Annotated in this window: 8 protein-coding genes; all 8 read left to right on the top strand. The window is 36.5% G+C overall.

Annotated features, from left to right (window positions below; genetic code table 11):
* Positions 1–21 precede the first annotated feature (21 nt).
* Entirely contained in the window at positions 22–3,675 is a 3,654-nt protein-coding gene (locus GM920_RS00475; RefSeq protein ID WP_182952653.1) for an ATP-dependent DNA helicase, read from the top strand.
* Between the two features lie 6 nt (positions 3,676–3,681).
* Complete coding sequence (locus tag GM920_RS00470; protein ID WP_182952652.1) at positions 3,682–10,539, top strand: AAA domain-containing protein; 6,858 nt, start codon at positions 3,682–3,684, stop codon at positions 10,537–10,539.
* Between the two features lie 36 nt (positions 10,540–10,575).
* Positions 10,576–12,582, top strand: a complete 2,007-nt coding sequence (locus GM920_RS00465; RefSeq protein WP_182952651.1) for a hypothetical protein — start codon at positions 10,576–10,578, stop codon at positions 12,580–12,582.
* A gap of 443 nt (positions 12,583–13,025) precedes the next feature.
* A complete protein-coding gene (locus GM920_RS00460) occupies positions 13,026–13,469 on the top strand; it encodes a restriction endonuclease (RefSeq protein WP_182952650.1) in 444 nt (147 codons plus the stop codon).
* A 998-nt stretch (positions 13,470–14,467) separates the two neighbouring features.
* A complete protein-coding gene (locus GM920_RS00455) occupies positions 14,468–15,154 on the top strand; it encodes a hypothetical protein (protein WP_182952649.1) in 687 nt (228 codons plus the stop codon).
* Between the two features lie 4 nt (positions 15,155–15,158).
* Complete coding sequence (locus GM920_RS00450) at positions 15,159–16,412, top strand: DGQHR domain-containing protein (RefSeq protein WP_182952648.1); 1,254 nt, start codon at positions 15,159–15,161, stop codon at positions 16,410–16,412.
* Between the two features lie 3 nt (positions 16,413–16,415).
* Entirely contained in the window at positions 16,416–18,605 is a 2,190-nt protein-coding gene (locus GM920_RS00445; protein ID WP_182952647.1) for a DEAD/DEAH box helicase family protein, read from the top strand.
* A complete protein-coding gene (locus GM920_RS00440) occupies positions 18,602–18,823 on the top strand; it encodes a hypothetical protein (protein ID WP_182952646.1) in 222 nt (73 codons plus the stop codon). Before GM920_RS00445 ends, GM920_RS00440 begins: the two co-directional genes overlap by 4 nt.
* The last annotated feature ends 2 nt before the right edge of the window (positions 18,824–18,825 follow it).

The following is an 18,825-nucleotide window of genomic DNA, read 5'->3' as shown; positions in this document are numbered from 1 at the left end:
TTCAACGATCTCAAACCAAATATGAACAAGCATTTATCGATCCGCGTTGCATGGCATGACAGTGCTTGGAATGGAAAAATTTGCCGTCATCCTACACAAAATACATTTTGCATACATCTGCCACGAATTTTAAAAGAAAAAAACGATGAGCTTGAGGAGAACAATGCGGGAATAGAATGGTCTTCGCTACCAGATGGATTTTTACCTCCATGCCAAGCCGAAGGTGGAGCATTTATGAATACTGGCACCTATTCACGCACGTTTAATCATCCCTACAACAGACCAGGAAAAGACATACCCCATTCCAATTTAAAACCAACAACGATTCAAGTTCCTGCATTCAGCAGTTTTGCAGTTCCATTTTGGTGGATGTTGAAAGGAAATCAGCAGTCGCTTAAATCCTGGTATCCGGACTTACCTAGGGATGACCAGGCACCATTTCCTTCATCCTGGGTATACGGACCAGTACTACAAAACAAGCTGCTGGATAGATTTTTTGAGCCCATCAAAGTACAGGATTCACTGGCCATTTATTACGTAAAGGGTGCCAACCCAATAGATGAAAACAGTAATCGACTGATTGGAGGCGTTGGAAATATTATTAAGAAATCAGCTGTACTGCGTTACGATAGCAAGGTTAGTGATACCTATCCAATGTGGGACCGCTTGATCAGTCATGGCATTCGGCCGGACCAACCGACAAGTGAAGGCATACTTCTTCCTTATCAGGTCTATTTAAACCTACCAGATGATTTTATACTAAAAACCAAGGATGCAAAAAAAACGAAATACGAATTAATTGACGAAATCAAGCTGACCCTTCAGGATATAGGCAGTAGGCAAGAAATGATTGAAGAGTTTGCTTACGGCGCCGAATGGGTCAATGACAGTACTCTGCTTTCAGTACTTACTAAACTTCGTATAATCATTGAAAGAATCATTGAACATGGGATAGCCAAAGGGTTCTGGAGGGAACATCTGATTTGGATCGACCGTCAGATAGGGAAAGTGAAGGAAAACATGGGCCCCTTCCCTTCGTTTGCAAATGCATTACTTGCCTTCGGATTCCAGCATGCGAACCTTCTTGAAGAAGACCTGAGAAATGATTATGGAATGGGCGCAAAAGATAACTGTTGGAACGGTTGGGAGGATGCTATTTACGGCAGGATCAATTTGAGTACGAAAAGTTATGGAAAAGACTTACCATACATGAGGGACATTTGGCTGAACGAAAGTAAAGAGCGAATCGAATTGTTGCAACTTCTTTCCCGTTTCGAGTTCAGCGAAAAACAGATTTCAAATTGGTTCAACTCGATAAATCGATCTAAGATTGACAATACTATCAGCAATAAATCAATTCTATTAAATCCTTATTTGATTGCCGAAGAAGATCCAGGCGATCAGGATCATTACCCAATTGCTATCGAAACCATTGACAATGGTGTTTTTGAGGATATTGTAATACAAGGATCGTACGCACCAATTGCCCCACAAGTGACTAGTTCAGCTCTTGATCCAAGGCGACTCCGTGCCTTGATCTGCGTCATTTTAAAAGACGCATCAATTAATGGAGACACCCTTCTTTCGGTCAATGAAATAAATGAACGATTAGCCTCCCTTAATCTGCAGCGTAGCACAATTGTGCCAGAAAACTATATCAATTCCAATCTGGAATTCATTAAAGACAAACTTGATTGGCTCCAGACAGAAGACAAACAGACCTTACAACTAAAAAAGTACGCAGAAATTGAGAACTATTTTCGAAAGACCTTCATTGCCAGGGCAAAGCGCAAACTGGATCCGCTTACTGAAGACTGGGACCTATTACTCCGCAATACCCTCGCTCATCATGGGAAGAAAATAGACGAATATAATGAACGTCATGTTGAGGCACTAAAAGATCAAGTTAAAGCCCTTCATCATGTTACCGGGAGTAAATTATCTGTATTGCTTGGGCCAGCAGGAACAGGTAAAACCACAGTGATGGGAGCCTTATTCGGCAGTTCGCAGCTCAGACGAGAAGGGATTCTTCTTTTAGCACCAACAGGTAAAGCCAGCGTTAAACTTGGCAATATGGCTGGTACCCAAGCCTCAACAATTGCCCAGTTCCTAACCAAACAAAAACGTTTTGACTGGGGACTGCTCAAACCAAAATTTACTGGGCCAACGGCCTATCAGGCTGAGCAGAATGTAATCATTGATGAATGTTCTATGCTGACAGAAGACGATTTATATGCACTACTGAAAGCACTAGACCTTGCACATGTGAAACGAATCATCCTAGTAGGCGACCCTTACCAGTTGCCACCTATTGGCGCAGGTCGCCCTTTTGCCGATTTGTGCAACTATTTGAAATTGTTAGAACCCGGAAACAGAGACATCGGTGCGCAAACAGCACTAGCAAGACTTACTGCAGTGGTACGCACTGTCCAAGGGGCTAACTCAGACTCCCTGATTCTGGCTTCATGGTTTTCTGGTATTAAACCTTCTAAAGGTGCTGACGCAATATTCTCAAAATTGGGAAACAATAAATTGATGAACGATCTGGAAACCCAGTGCTGGAGTAGTAGTGCCGAATTGAAAGAAAAACTGATCGCAGCCACCCAAAGATTGATCTCAAAAGAAGGCGGACCCGAAGTCCAAAATTTCAATCAATTTATTGGAATTTCAGATCGGGGTATTAATACCTCCAAGATTGAAGCTTTTCAAATCCTGACGCCAGTTAAAGATCCATATTGGGGAACCTTCAATTTGAACAGAATGGTACAAGCCCAGTTCAACGCACACAAAAAAGATAGTGTGACCATTGGCGAATACAGGATGATGGAATATGACAAAGTGATTCAAACCCGGAATGAGAAAAAAGAAGCTTACCCCGGAAATCAAGAGCTCCCAATCTCCAATGGACAACTCGGTTTGATTGCCAATATTGCAAAAGGTTATGCTAATGTCTCATTCTCAGGAATACAAAGTGGGATCACTTTTGGCTATAAATCCCAACGAAATACTGAAGGAGAAGAAGCCAATATCGAACTGGCTTACGCCATTACCATTCATAAAAGCCAGGGCAGTGACTTTGACTATGTTTTCCTTGTTATCCCTAAAACAGGCCGCATTATATCCAGAGAACTCATCTATACAGCATTAACGCGAGCCAAAACCAAACTGGTATTATTCATCGAAGGAGACAACCCACACTGGATCATCAACCTTTCTAAACCTCAATATTCTGAAACCGCGAAACGGAACACCAATATTTTCTCATATGCTGTCAGGAACGCGCATGCACATGTGCCATATGTAGAAGGTTTGATCCATAAAACCAAACAAGAAAACCTGCTAGTTCGAAGCAAATCAGAAGTCATCATTGCCAATGAACTGGAATACCGCTCATTACCCTTTCAATATGAAAGACAATACACTGGCAAGAATGGGGAGAAAAAAATCCCAGACTTCAGTTTTACAGACGCAGCAGGAGATTTAATTATTCTGGAGCACTTGGGTATGCTTTCGGTACCAGGTTACCGAGCTGACTGGGAAAAGAAAAAACAGTTCTACCTGGACAATGGATTCATTGAAGGTGAAAACCTATTCATTACCACGGAAAGCGAATTAGGCGGAATTGACTCCAAAGCCATAGAACACGTCATAGATCAGATCGAGGAATTATTATAAGCAAAAATGAGAATAAAAGATATACGTCAATTCAGGACATTCTATAAAGATAAAATAAGAAAAACTAAGGACACCAACCGTGATGAACACTTCGTTGGTGCTGAAATACATAGCGATGATGGAGAGTCTATGTTTGGATTTTTTGACTTGTATCACGGCGATAAAGTCAAAGAAGTTGTCGGTGGCATCAAAGGCTTTTTGGAAGGCTTTTTGGAAATGGCCCAAGATGCCCAAGCTGTTTATGAGTTTATGCAAAATGCTGTGGATGCTAATAGCAGCCACTTCACCATGATTTGGGGACTAGATGATGACGGCGAACACTATCTACTTGTACTTAACAATGGTAAGACCTTTGATTTTCCATCAATCCGGTCGATTCTTAACGTGGGCGTATCCACAAAAAAAGCAGAAGACCATACGATTGGAAAGTTTGGAATTGGATTTAAACTCGCCCACAGATTGGTCGGCAAAGACAATGGTATAGATGAGTTACTGAATAAGAATTACGGGCCTATCTTATTCAGTTGGCAAAACTCAGACATTAAAACACTAATGGAATCTGAAACGGCTACCGTTCCAACAGAGCAGATCTACAAGATCATTCCAAAGCCAGGTACTGATCCCGATTATCTGATAGAAGGCGAAGATCCATGGCTGTTCAAAATTCTGATTACCAACTTCCCTACACACCCTGATGAGCGTATTCGTGACGCACATTATAAGGAAACCGAAAACGCACTGACGAAAAAGGACGTTGACAAATTGCGGTTCTGGTTAAACAAACATAAAAGCCAGATTCCAATAGAAAGCTATCAGACGGGTTCTTTATTTTTCCTGAAGCTTGGAGAAGATAAAAGCATTCGTCTGGAGGATGAAAATTTGCGTGAAGGCATTAGATTTTCCTTATCTATCCTCAACCATTCTTCAGCCTCAAATACCAAGGGACTAAACCAGGTCCATTTGAATGGAATTGATATTGAGAACGCTCCTTTAAGCTTTGAAGACCTGCGTATTTCTAAGCTTTCTGCAGAATACAATTTTATTAGATTCGGCAAAGAAGGAGATCTAACTGATGACCAAAAAGCCACAGCAGATAAGGATTCCGACATACAACTGCTGATGGGTTATACAGACTACCAAAATGCTATCGAGCTAATTGACAATGTACCCAACTTCTACCTTTTCTTTCCTCTTAGTGAAGAAAAACACAAGCTCAAGTTTATACTTCACTCTAATGCGTTTTATAAAAAGTCAGCTAGAACCTCTTTGCATGCCGATCCGCTCAATGAGCGCTTGTTGGAAGTCTTTGCAAAACGTATTATAGAGAAAATGACAATTTGGTCGCAATCATCAGCCTCAGATGAGCGTAAAAAATTCTTAACTCTTTACCCAGTTTTGATTCTTTCTGCAGAAAGCGAAGACCATGACCGCAAATGGATCAATACTCCATTAGTGAAACAACTGCACCGTTATCTAAAAAGCAATGTTCCGGTGCTCGACACTACTAACGGTGGCTACAAGATGGCTACCAACTTAGATAACGTCCGCATAAAGAAAACACAGTTGAATCTTGACACCACACTATTTGGTATGGATCTAGATTGGTTTTATTGGGGCGATGATGAAGTACTCAGTGATCAGGTAAAAGAAATACTTCATATTGAAGCATTTAACGTCCTTGACCTATTGTTTACTGCTGGTGCTTCCGCAAAAATAAACCAAATCCTGCTAGTTGATCCAGCTATCCGTCAAACCCTGATGTTGGAGATTAATGAATTTATTCCCAGGATCACGGGTTCAAGTGTACAGACGGATATTTTTAAAGAAAATTTTCATGACTTGGATTTATTTGATTTCCAAGACGGTTGCTTTAAAAGCATCAATACCCTAAGAACAGACAATAGCGATAATACTTACTTATTGCTATTAACAGAAATTGAAAGCATATTACCATATCTACAAAAAGCAGGTTTCATTACTACTAAGACCTCACTTTCAGCATATTCAAACATCCAAGATTTCATACGTAAACGACAATCCATAGACTATAATGACTATAGAGTTCTTAATCAATTTTTAAGTTTGAAATTTGAGAAGACTAGATTTAGTCCCGATGAAAAGCACGCAATTTGTAAAGTGCTCGAACAAGCTAAGGATAAGGAAACCGAAGCAGAGCGTAACCAACGGATGGGTGTATTGAGGCTATTTGCTAATCGCCAAGGTGACATCATCGCACTGGAACAACTACTGATCAACCCATTTAAACCCTGGCAATCCCCACTCGTTATTTCCATTGCAGAAGATAAAGATTATCTCCATCGCTATATGGTAGATACAACCAATAAATCATTTACTGGAGTAGTCATCCCCTTGTGGGGCAAACTAATTACCGACCAAAAAAAACTGATCCGTAATGACATGCGTTCTTTTTTTGAGGATATAACCAGCTACCAGGAAGAGACTAAACAAAGTCAATCTCTTTCCGGAAATGTCTTTATTCCTTTAGAAAATACTTTTGTTCCAGCTTCAGTACAAATATTTTATCAGTCCGAATGGAAAAAAATGCCAAAAGACGAATATGTCCAGCTTACAAAATTATGGAAACGAATTTTTGGCAATGAGCTTCCAGAACACGAAGCGCTTCCTTATTTGAAACTTTCCCCATTTACACTTAACCTCTCTGACTATTCAAATCAAACCCTAACGGGAAGACACCAACTCATGCTAGAAGAAGTACAGCTTCTGGCTAAGGCTTGCCATATAGCAAACATTGACCTTTTTGAAAGAGTACAAATTTTACAGACAGGCAAAATCTTTATGCTGAATCAAAACAAGGAAAGTCAGCAAACAGTATGGTGTGGAAACAATGCACAGCTAAAATTGCACATTAGCAATTTTCATCCCGAATTGTCAATTGCTCCAGACATCATTGAATTAAAGCCACTAATCGCCTGGAGTGAAAGTGACTTGGCCAATTATTTGATTGAAGCATGGGATGGGGAAGAAAGTGAATTAAACACATCATTATCAGAAGTTATCAAATCTGAAGATGATGAAGTAAAAATTAACTACTTAAGTAAATTTAGGAGAATTCACCTAGATATTGATACCATGCTAGGCATAAGTAAACTGGCGAATGCAGTAAAAATCTCACTCACTTTTGATGCTCAGGAAGACCGACCGAGAACAATTCTAAAAGATTTAGTGGAGGTGACTTCAGGGGGTAACTCCTTTAATCTTAACGATTCCATTAACTTAGGAGGAGATTCTGTCTACTTTGGAGACTCTAATGAATATGTAGTTAAAGTATCCGACATGTTCGAAAGTGAGGAAACCGGCAACTCAAAATATGTGGAAAGAATCATTAAAGAACTTCATCAAAGATACCAGTATGATACGGCTCGGTTGAATTACCTCTTTGAGGTTCGTCAAAGCCCAGATAAATCGGATATAATTTCCAAACTAAACCAAGTACACAACACTACCGGCTATCTGGCAAACGCTGAACAAGTAGCTTTTGTTCTACTTTATTCAAAATTTGAAGAATCGGAACTTGATTTAAGTGACTACTGCCTCTATTCTCAGGCCGAACCGATAGTACTTGAAGGTTCTTTTGCAATCTCATTTGAGGCATTTGACTTATTTGAACCAGGAGTATATATTGATCAGCGTTACCATAATCTGCGAGAGCTTTTAAAATTAGGGTCTTATCAAGCATTTTTCAAAGCACGAAATGTTAGCCTTTTTCTTCAACCGGTAATTGAAAATAGTATTCTTTTAGGCCCAAAATTATCTATTGACCTATCTACCGATCAGCAAATATCACTGCTGGAATTCTTGCTCAAACAAGGACGCCTCTTTGGTACACTAAAAGCAAGTCCTTCATGGGTAGATATTTTAGGATTTGATCCCAGTTTAAAAGTGGCTACAAAATTTGCATGGAAAACGGACGAACTACTCCCAGATCATGTTTACAAATGGAACGTTCGTGAAAGCGATGTTGCAATACAAAAGCAAAAACGTGAACTATTGGCAGCTTTGGGAGTGAATTTTGGTTGGTCAGCTATCAACAAATTAAGATCCGCATTAATTGAGGAACCAGAAAACTTAAATCAATTGGAACAGATCGAACTGATCCATCCTCAACTGCTCGCCAATACTCTTAAACTTTTAGTCAGTCAGCATGAAAATTTCATTCTGCATCCACAGGCGGCCAATTATCACATTTTAAGAACGATAATCAAACTTTGTATTCAAAACATACCAAAGGAGATACCTGTTCCCATCAATCCTAAAATTGACGGATCTTATTGTTTTTGGCCAGTAAATTCCGAGATTTATTATTATGACAGGCATAGCCAAAATCTACTCCAGGGCTACCCCATTAGCCTACAGGAATTGCTAAATATAGCGGAGGTTAAAGTATACGATGCAACTTTTTGGGGAGAATGCCCAACGTTTAAAGATGAGATGAAAGAAATCGAAATTGAACGGATTACAAACGAACAAGAGCTGATCAACGCGCAGGAATGGTCTGATCCTTTCTATGTGGAATGGCAAAAACACTACCCTGAAACCAAGCTGTTTTATTTTAACGGACGTTACGACGATTTATATATCAATGAGCAACAGATCAAAACTATTTTGTCCGATGAATATCATATCGCCTATACAAAAATTTATTGCCCTAGAAAATTCAGTTTTGCATCCCACATTGAGAAACTAAGGCTCCATCAATGTTTGTCGGTAATTGTGATTGATAAATTGGAAGAATTATTCACCCAGCACAATATGAGGATTATGGACATCTTGAATAACCAGAATTTGGATGAAAATACCTTAATACAGATCGCAGAAAGAAGGAATGAACTAGAGGCCATCGCACACCGAAATGAACTCAGGACAAGCCTATTACTAAACACTTATAGTTATAAATGGTTCCGGGATTTTATAGAATTACAAACTCTTCAAGATAGTAGTGCAGACAGATTTGCCCCAGAAAAAGAAATTCAGTTCTTCGCAGCAGACCGAGAACCCGGATCCGAAAAACTTATTCGCCTGAAAGATCCTAACCGAACAGTAACGCCAACCATTGAATACTGTACAAATTTTACAGCTACCGTTATCTACCAAAACGGTAAAGAAACTGAAATTGACATCCAGGATGTTTCCAAAAAGGGCCAGGTTGTTCTAGCCATGGTTACTAGGACCAGTCAGATGGAAAATATTGACTTTACCAAAATAAAAAGAATAGTCCTACGTTTCTCTAGGTCAGTAGATCTATTAGGTAGACTTTTAGCGGCTTTTAAGCGGATGGCAATTGTCAATCAGTGGGAAGAGAATTACAACTTAAAGGAAGGCTTATCTCCCAATATAAACTTCATTTTTGGGCCTCCGGGAACAGGAAAAACAACTACTATCGCCAAACGGGTCATAAAGATTATGGATCAAAATCCAGGTAAAAAAATACTAATACTCACTCCTACGAATAAAGCCGCAGACGTACTTGTAGAGAGAATCCTGCAGAGCACCACAGATTCTGGCTGGCTGGTTCGATATGGATCAAGCTTTTCAAAAATCATAAATGATGCAAAAGTATTGTATGATTCCAACACCTTCAGGCACGACCTATATAACAGTTGTGTCCTTGCCACCACGATCCACCGTCTCCCCTATGAAGAGTTTCTCATTGACAATGTTGGTGGGATGGCTAGAATCGCAGAGGTACATTGGGATTATGTAATTTTTGATGAATGTTCAATGATCCCTTTGTCTTATATCATCTACGCACTACATCAATGCAACTCTAGACATGAACATACTAAAACCATTTATTGGATCAGCGGAGATCCCTTGCAAATTCCACCAGTTGTAGACCTTTCTGAGGAAGATATAGTAGAAGGCTTCAATAAAGAGGAGAATATCTATACAATGATTGGATTAGAAAGTTTCAATGAGGAGGAACAATCGAAGATTCCAATCTATGGCAATAAGGTTGAAAACTTAAAGGTCCAATACCGGAGTGTTGAGCAAATTGGGTCACTGTTTGGGAAATTCAGTTACCATGATCAACTCGAACATGCCAGAGCAAATTTCAAAGATGGCCGACCATGCTCCAGGCCACTTCCAAAAGCGTTCATAGACTTGGGTATTAAACCTATAACATTACTACGCTTCCCAGTAAATGATGAAGATTCTGTATATAAGCCTGCTAGACTGGCTAAAAGCCCATATCAACTTTATTCGGCAATTTTAACTTACGAAATAGTAAAGTACCTGGAAAAACATATTAACAAAAATGAACCCTGGACAGTAGGCATTGTATGTCCGTACCGATCTCAAGCAACACTGGTTAATAAGATGATTGAATCTTTAGATTTTGGAAATCATCTGACAGTTATTATCGACACGGTACACGGATTTCAAGGAGATGAATGTGATATGGTATTTTTCATCGTCAATCCACCAAATCACAAAATCTCTCATCCGAACTACAACGCTTTTATTCATAAGAAATTCCTGATTAATGTAGCCATCAGCCGGGCGAAAGATTACCTAATCATCCTTTATCCAGATCACCAGACTGAAGGAATCCATAATCTGCAGCAAATCAATAGGAATTCACCAGGCAGTTTGGAATCGATCTTACGCGATCAAATGAACATTGATCTGGACAGCATCACCGTCAATTCGGAACATATTGAACAAAAAATCTTTTCTGAGAAGCAGCATATTGAAAAAAACACCTTCACCAATCAGCATCAGTTAGTAAATATTTATGCCCAGGCGCAGAAGAAATACGTTGTTCGCGAAAGTTATAATGCCATTGACATGCATTTCCAATCGGAACTTACTAATTATTAACAATGATATTGACATGCAATCCAAATGAATTAAGTCATGAAGAAAAATAATTATCCAAGTTCCATTTTTAGTGCATTGAGAAAAGACCTAAGTGATCAGGTCTTTTCTTCAAGCATTGGTTATTTGAATGAGTCAACGGATATCCAGGATCTTCACCAATTTAAAAATCAAGGGCTACTATCCAGTCCCAATCTACCAAAGGATTTATTTTTTTGCTATCTAGAAAATATTAGAAGACTGAGTACAGATCCGGAATTGATTCGCCTTGAGGAAAACTATGTATGTTTTCTCGAAGCTTTTTTTGAAGCTACCATGCGTTATAACCAGGGACTGATACAACTTCTATCCCCTTATCTAAATAGAAATTTGAAAAGCTTTTTATATCCTTTGATTAAACCTTTGGGAACAGCATTTGATGGGTTATTTTCGCAAATGTATGAAGAACTGAGTAAACAAACTACTGATGAAATGACCTCAGAAGTAAAAAGCGAACTACATTCTTTAGCTCATAATCAAATTAGAGGAGCCATTGCCGATACCCTATTTGCAGTCACCAGACTCATCAATTTTTATGCGCATCATAAAAGTGAGGTCATTAGTCCGTTAGTTTACAATACGATTCGAGACGAAGATGAAATTTTATTTATGGAAGCCATTAGGATTTCCAGTAACATCAACAGTTTTTACTATGCGCTCGACAAGATAGCCTGTGGAGAATGGATAGTGAACAGCGCTGCAGTAATCGATGCTGGTTTTGAATTTAAATTTTCAATGATTGATGTAGAACTTGAAAAGGCGCGTCAGCTAGGTGTACGAAGAATCATGATTGCGCATCTGTTAGGACGAAAAAAACAAAGATGGCTTGCTCAATTTTTAGAACCTTATTGTTTATCTATCCTTGAAGTAGCTTGGGATTATTACCAAGATGCATTGGGTATATTTGTCTCCGGCACACAAAAATTTGATCAATTAAAGGCCGATTTTATTAGACAGCTCGATGAGCTGGATGCCGAAGATGAATTGTTGTTTGGATTAAACAGAAAAAACATAGACGTGGTATCCCATTATTATACCGCTATAACTATTGCATGCTTTGTATATGCAGCCAGATCATTAAGTGAAAGGGCCTCTACCTCATATCAACTGACCTGCCCTGAAATTCCAGAAACTTTGATAGAGAAATTGATTAGCCGGACGAAGGTCGGAGATCATTTCCTGATCAGTAAAATTGCTGATTACCTAACAGAATTGCCGATACGTCAACATTTGGAATTGTTTAAAATGCCATGTATACGTGATCATTCTGGTAAGATTTATTCTTTAGTTTATATCGCAGATCAAGGTTGGCCGCAACGGGTACGGACAAATCTGATGCGAGGGGGAAAAATTGCAGATCAAATCGGCAAGGCCTGGGAAGACTACATCGCCGGAATATTACTTGGTGATGGGTGGGAAAAAGCTGTTCAAGGAGTGAAAATTAAAGAAAATGGTGAAATACTAACTGACATTGATATCATAGCAAAGCGCCAAGACCTACTACTTTTGGTGCAACTTAAAGTTCATTATGGAGCCGGAACTCACAATTATGACCAGTGGAAATTCAGGCAGAAATTAATTCACGGGGTTGCTCAAGTTAAAAAGTCTGAATTAAATATAATGAGCAAAAAAAGTGTTTTGAGTACGAATTTTTCCAAAGTAGAGCTTGATGAAATTAAATTCATTCAATCTGTAGTGATGACGAATGATCATATTTTCAATGGATGGAAATATGATGGAGTCACTATCATGAGTACTGCGGCATTGATGCAGTTAGTTAACGGGGCTGAGGTCAGGTATACTTCACAAAAAGGACAGGTTATAGAAATTAAAAGTTATGCCAAAAATCGAAATTTGAGCACAAAAGAAATTATCGATTTCATTGCGACTCCACTTGATTGGAAGATAGCGTCTTCTGAATTCAAAATCGATTACCATAAAGAAGATTTTGGAAAGTATGTACTCCATTTCCCATACCATGCCAGTATTGATCATGAGGGGTTTTGAAAATTTATTCCTGGGTCTTAGATATGAATATCTAAGTAAATATCAAGACCTTATTTATTAACTTAGATGTTAACCATTAGCAATTAAATATGCCTCAAAAAACAATAAATGCAGCAATAGACTCCAACGAGAAGGCCAACCTCAACGAGTAGGCAATATTTTCAGAAGGATTATTGAGGATGATTTATACCGGTTCAATGCGGCAAAGCCAGAACATCGTTCGTACGCAACTTAGGAGACACAGTGAAAACCTTGACTTCCCTACTGCACATAAAACAAAACTGTTCATATTTCTGCAAGACGGGTTATATTGGTTAAAAGGGATATCTTATGAACGGTCTGTTTCAGAAAAGATAAGACCTATTACAAAGAATACCAATCTCTATGATGAGATCAAATTACTACATGATAAATAAATATTGGAATTTAAAAAATCTCTTTTAGTGCAACTTACACTCCTTGACCCCTACAGTTTTGAGGAATTCTGTAAAAGATTACTGCATGTATTTGGCTTTAAATATCTGAAAATCACCAGTCGAAGTAAAGATGGCGGAATCGACGGATTTGGAGAATTAAAAATCGGACTGGCATTCATGAAGGTAGCTTTTGAGTGTAAGCGTTATACCAACACCACTATCGGACGACCTAAAATAAGTCAGTTTAGAGGTGACATCCAAGGTAAATATCAGCAAGGTATCTTGTTCACTACATCTCGTTTTTCAAGTGATGCGAAATCTGCATCTTTTCACAATGTGGCCGTTCCAATTGTACTAATAGACGGTTCTGCTATTGTAAACCTTATGATTGAAAGAAATTTCTGTGTTGAAAAAGAAGTCCTACCCGTTTATACAAACGCAATTGACCTTGTTTTAGAAAATAAAAATTAATGACTTAAATCATTATTAACCAGGACACAAACTAGCTTTTCGATCACCAACTAGCTGAATTAATCGTAGTAGTATTAATTAGGACAGCCGAAATTAATTTCATTTATCACTAGAGCATCGAATGAAAAATAGGTCAAATTATTAAAGCCAAACTCAAGCACATTTCAGCTATGCATACTGACTTGAGGGCAATATTAATTAATAAAACAAAACCAGCTAAGTATCAACCCTTACCGCATGTACATGCAATGGACAATTTAAATCATTTGCTTTATCATAAAAAACATGTTACCTTGGATTTACGATAACCCATTTTAGTGAAGCTTGTAAAAGCCAAAAAGCTTTGTAAGGGCTGGGAACAAACAAAAAATACCTATGAAATAAATGTGCGCTCTTTTCACACTTAGTTTCTTGATGGCCTATTTACGTGAATCCCTAGCTTCATTACGATGGGGAATAAAAGATATTCTTAAATGAGAGTTTAAGCAAATGACAATAGCCTTTGAATCAACAACGTCAAGAACCACCTAGAAAAATGGGTTTCACAAAAGACAAATGAAGTCATAGCTATTAACATCACAAATTTAATAGATATGGAGAACAAGATTGCTTTCATGCGGAATTTGAGTTTAATGGCTTAGTTAAATAATTAAAAGTTAAAAAAGGTACAGTTTCAAGATGAGTCAATAATAAGCACCAGCCAGCTGTAGCAACATTAAATAAAATTGTTGAATATTTAAAAGTAGATATAAAAGACTTATTTAGTCCAAGAGATTGGATTAAATAAGTCTTTTGAACGGAAGAAGGAAAGTTTATAAATCACATAAACAACTAACTTTCATGGGTATATAGAAAACGCCAATTAAAAAGATAGCATTACTAGACGACGTTCCTTATAAGATTAAAAATTTGATACAGAAAAGGAAAAACTTTGGGGAGGTGACAGCTCATAAGTGTTCAAATATTTAAGGGGGGTCTGAAAAAACATAAAAGAGTATATGACGAAAACTAAAAGAATTTCGAAAGTTAAGATTTGGATTAAAACCAGATTTATTGACGGTAAATATTTTTTTTGTAATTATTTCCAAGAATGGATAATATTATTTAAAGCACTTTTTAAAAGATTCTTTTGTGGTTTTAAGAAAGTAGATTTTATATTATACTTTTTATTCGTTATTTTAATAGTAGGAGGATTAGGTGTTTTTCCTTCAGCTATTAAGTATTATAAGGCTGTAAGTTCAAACATGTCACTGACTGGATTAAAGCTTGTAGAATTAGAATTTGCAAAATCTTTATCTACTTATTTCATTACCATAATAGCAACTAGCTCTGCAGATCTCATTTTAAATAAACACCCCAATGAACTAGAAGCTAGGACACTAAGGATGCCTGCAGTATCTTGCTTAATTATTGGAGCAATGTCAATATTTGCTATACATTCTCAAATATTAGGAAATCAAACGTTAAATTTTGCTTTTTACTCTACATTGTTCTCTTTTTTTATATGGTGGATTGCCAACTCAATGGATATTAAATATGATAAACCATCAAACAATAGTGAAGCAAACTTTGAACCATTAGGGAAAGAGATGTTTGAAACAATAATTCCCTCTAAAGAAGAGGGAAATCTGGATGATTTAGATGGAGAATACCCAGATGCAAATGGAATTAAAGTAATAATGTAGACTTATGGAGCATTTTTTGAAAGTTAAAGCTATTTTAGTGACACAACCATTAGGAGATTTCTTTATTTGTAAGGTAAAGGCAGAAGATCTCCTAAAAATTACTTTTTCATCAGAATTTCGTATTAAAGAAGAATACGAAGAAAAAACTACGTTTATAGGAAATCAACGTGCTATTAAACTTCCAAAGTCTAAATCTATTGGTACATTTATTGATTCAGTAGAGTCTACATTCCCCAATTCTATAATACTTGCAGCAAATTATGACAGTGAAGGACGTGAAATAGAAGATGAGGCTCTTAGATGGAGTTTTGAGAGAGAATCTGAGAATATATATGCTATAACCATCCCTACCCACCAAAAAATTGCTTCCATTATAGATGGTCAACACCGTTTAGATGGCTTCAGATATATTGAAAATATGGATAGGTTAGATATGGAATTGGTTTGTTCAATTTATTTTGACCTTCCAGTCTCTTATCAAGCTTATATTTTTGCGAATATAAACAGTAACCAAAGTCCTGTCAGTAAAAACCTAACTTATAACCTATATGGTTTTAATTTAGATGTCGAAGAACGCACATCCTGGTCTCCAGAAAAACTATCAGTATACATAACAAGGAGTTTGAACTTTAATCGAGGAACTCTTTTTTACAAAAAAATTAAAATAACACCTAAAATTGATAATGAAATAGTAAATATATCATCTTCAAGTTGGGAGGTTTCAACCTCAACTATGGTTGAAGGCATAGTTTCTTTAATTTCTATACAACCTAAAAGAGATCAAGATATCTTAGCAAAAGTTGATGTAAAGATTAGAAATAGGGAATTATTAAACAAGATAAAAGATAACTCCCCACTTCGTTTATTCTACCTTAACAATAACGACATAGTTGTAGAAAAAACTGTAGAGAATTTCTTCAAAAGTGTCAACACAGTGCTTTTTTCAATAGCTACAGAAAATTCATTTATATATAAAAACATTGGATTTAAAGCTCTATTTATTGTTTTATTAAATGAACTTCAAAATCAAGTAAAAGATGGAGAGATAAACATAAAAGAAGAATACTTTGACAGCTTACTACAAAAACTGATACATATTGATTTTTCTGATCCTTATTTTAGAGTTTCCTCTTATGTAGGTAAATCACGTATGGCAAACATTATGTTGATGGCTCTCAGTCTAAAAAATATAGATGAAATAAAAAAATCAGAAGATCAAGACGAATATCAACGATTATTAAAAAGAGTTATTCTATAATACATGCTAAACCAAATAAAATTTCCTAAAAGCAAAAGCTATAGAACCGGTTCAGATCATGAGCCTTTAAAATTCTATTTAGATTGTTTGTCGAACGCTAAACAATTTGATTTGTTATTAGGGTATTTCAGTTCAGCTGCCATCAATGTATTGTCACTTGGTTTTGCACAATTTATCTACAAAGGAGGTAAAATGCGTATTGTAGCTAACCATATCCTCTCAGAAAAAGACAAAGAGGCTATTATATCAGGTAAGAACAAGGATATACAAATACCTTTGGACTTGACCGATATTAAAAATCTAAAAGCTAGTCTAGATGAATATGGATGTCACTTTTTTAAATGTATAGCTTATCTTATTGCTAATGAATGTATTGACATTAAAATTGTAAAACCAAAATCAAAAGGGATTGCTCATTATAAATCAGGTGTTTTCACAGATGAAAATCATGCTATATCTTTTCAAGCCTCTTGTAATTTCACAGCATTTGGTCTTTTAGAAAATGCTGAAAGCTTAAACTGCTTTTTATCAAGCGATAGTGAAGGATCATTACATAAAACAAAAGAAGACCAGGCTTATTTTGATAATATATTTAATGGAAAAGCTGAGCATTTAGAATATCTTGATGCGACCGACATTACTGTTGCTATTAAAAATGAGTTTACAGGACATGAAACTATTGAGGAACTCCTAATTGAAGAAGCTGATTTGATCAAAAAGAAAAATCTGTTTTTAAAGGAAGAGCAACTGGCCTCGCACATTAGTTATTTGGAATTTGAAATAGAAAAAATGGCTAATGAACCTAGGTTCCCCTATCCTAATGGGGCTCGTCCATATCAAATAGAAGCATACAATAATTGGAAGAAAAATGATTATAGTGGTGTTTTTGCGATGGCAACTGGAACAGGAAAAACCATCACATCATTAAATTGTATTCTAAATGAATATAAGATATCCGGAGAATATAAAATCATTATTCTAGTTCCATCAATAGCACTTCTTAACCAATGGGAAAAAGAAGCAAAACAGTTTAATTTTAAGGGTATAGTAAAAATTGGTGGTGGGTATAACTGGGAACCTACTCTTGGTTCTATTGTAAGTAATAGACTTTGGAAAAAGAAGGAGAATTATATTTTAATTGCTACCTACGGTAGTTTTGTAACCGATCGCTTTCAAAAATACTTTATTAAAATCCAACAAGATCTCACTTTAATTGCCGATGAAGCGCACAATATTGGTGCAGAATCAATAAGAAAATTACTACCAAATATACAGGTAAAAAAAAGAATTGGTTTATCTGCAACTCCAAAAAGAGTTTATGATCCAGAGGGAACAGATGCTCTAAATATGTTCTTCAATGATAAACCATCATATTGTTATGAATTCTCCATGGAAAAAGCTCTAAATGATGGCTTTTTAACAGAATATAAATATTTCCCCCTAATCGTAGAATTAACAGCAGAAGAAACCGAAAAATACATAGAGATATCTAAAAAACTATTAAAGTTTTTTGATTTTGAAAAGGGTGAATTCAAAAAAGACCCTATAGTTGAAATATTACTTTTAAAACGAAAAAATCTTATCCATAAAGCTCATAATAAACTTTTGACCTTTAAGATCATTTTAAGAGAACTGGAAAAGCAAAATAAACTACATTACATTTTCACCTATGTTCCTGAAGGTTACGTTTATACTGAAAATGGCCAAGGAGAAAAATTATTAGATCAATTTCTATTAATTGGCGCAAATACTATTCCTGGTATAAAAATGAATTCATATACTACTGATGATAGTGATTTAGCTGATATTCTTCGAGGCTTTTCTGAGGGTAAAATAGAAATGTTATTCGCTATGAAAATGCTAGATGAGGGTATAGATGTACCTCGCGCAGAAGTAGGGATATTTTGCTCGAGCACTGGTAATCCCCGACAATTTATACAGCGAAGAGGAAGACTGTTACGCAAACATATCGAAAAAGCATTTGCCACTATTTATGACATGGTTGTAGTACCGAGTCAAATCATATCCAAGTCTGAATTATTCAGCATGGAAAAAAAACTTGTGAAAAATGAGTTACAACGTGTCGCTTATTTCGCTAGTTTATCTATGAACTATTACGATACAAAGGAGAACCTCGAGGAAGTATGCAAAAAATATGAACTTAATTTGAATGAAATAATTAACGAATTATGAGTAAAAGAGACGAAATGTTGAGAGAAATACTTTCAGACCCAGAATTAATGGAAAAATATGACCTAAAATCATCTGATATTGAAAAAATCCGATGTGGTGGAGAACGTCAATCAAAAAAAATCATTGAAGTAATGGCTACAATAATTATTGAAATGGACAATAATAGAACCTCAAGGCAAATTTATCCTATTATAAAAAATGTTATTCATAAAACATAAAC

The organism is Pedobacter gandavensis, from assembly GCF_014172405.1.
Taxonomy (GTDB): Bacteria; Bacteroidota; Bacteroidia; order Sphingobacteriales; family Sphingobacteriaceae; genus Pedobacter; species Pedobacter gandavensis.
The sequence above is the reverse complement of the archived record's forward strand: the minus strand, read 5'-3'. Positions and strand labels throughout refer to the sequence as shown.

Coding starts and splice junctions, on each gene's coding strand:
- GM920_RS00475 (WP_182952653.1), top strand. CDS start 22: ATGAACAAGCATTTATCGATCCGCGTTGCATGGCATGACAGTGCTTGG.
- GM920_RS00470 (WP_182952652.1), top strand. CDS start 3,682: ATGAGAATAAAAGATATACGTCAATTCAGGACATTCTATAAAGATAAA.
- GM920_RS00465 (WP_182952651.1), top strand. CDS start 10,576: ATGAAGAAAAATAATTATCCAAGTTCCATTTTTAGTGCATTGAGAAAA.
- GM920_RS00455 (WP_182952649.1), top strand. CDS start 14,468: ATGACGAAAACTAAAAGAATTTCGAAAGTTAAGATTTGGATTAAAACC.
- GM920_RS00450 (WP_182952648.1), top strand. CDS start 15,159: ATGGAGCATTTTTTGAAAGTTAAAGCTATTTTAGTGACACAACCATTA.
- GM920_RS00445 (WP_182952647.1), top strand. CDS start 16,416: ATGCTAAACCAAATAAAATTTCCTAAAAGCAAAAGCTATAGAACCGGT.
- GM920_RS00440 (WP_182952646.1), top strand. CDS start 18,602: ATGAGTAAAAGAGACGAAATGTTGAGAGAAATACTTTCAGACCCAGAA.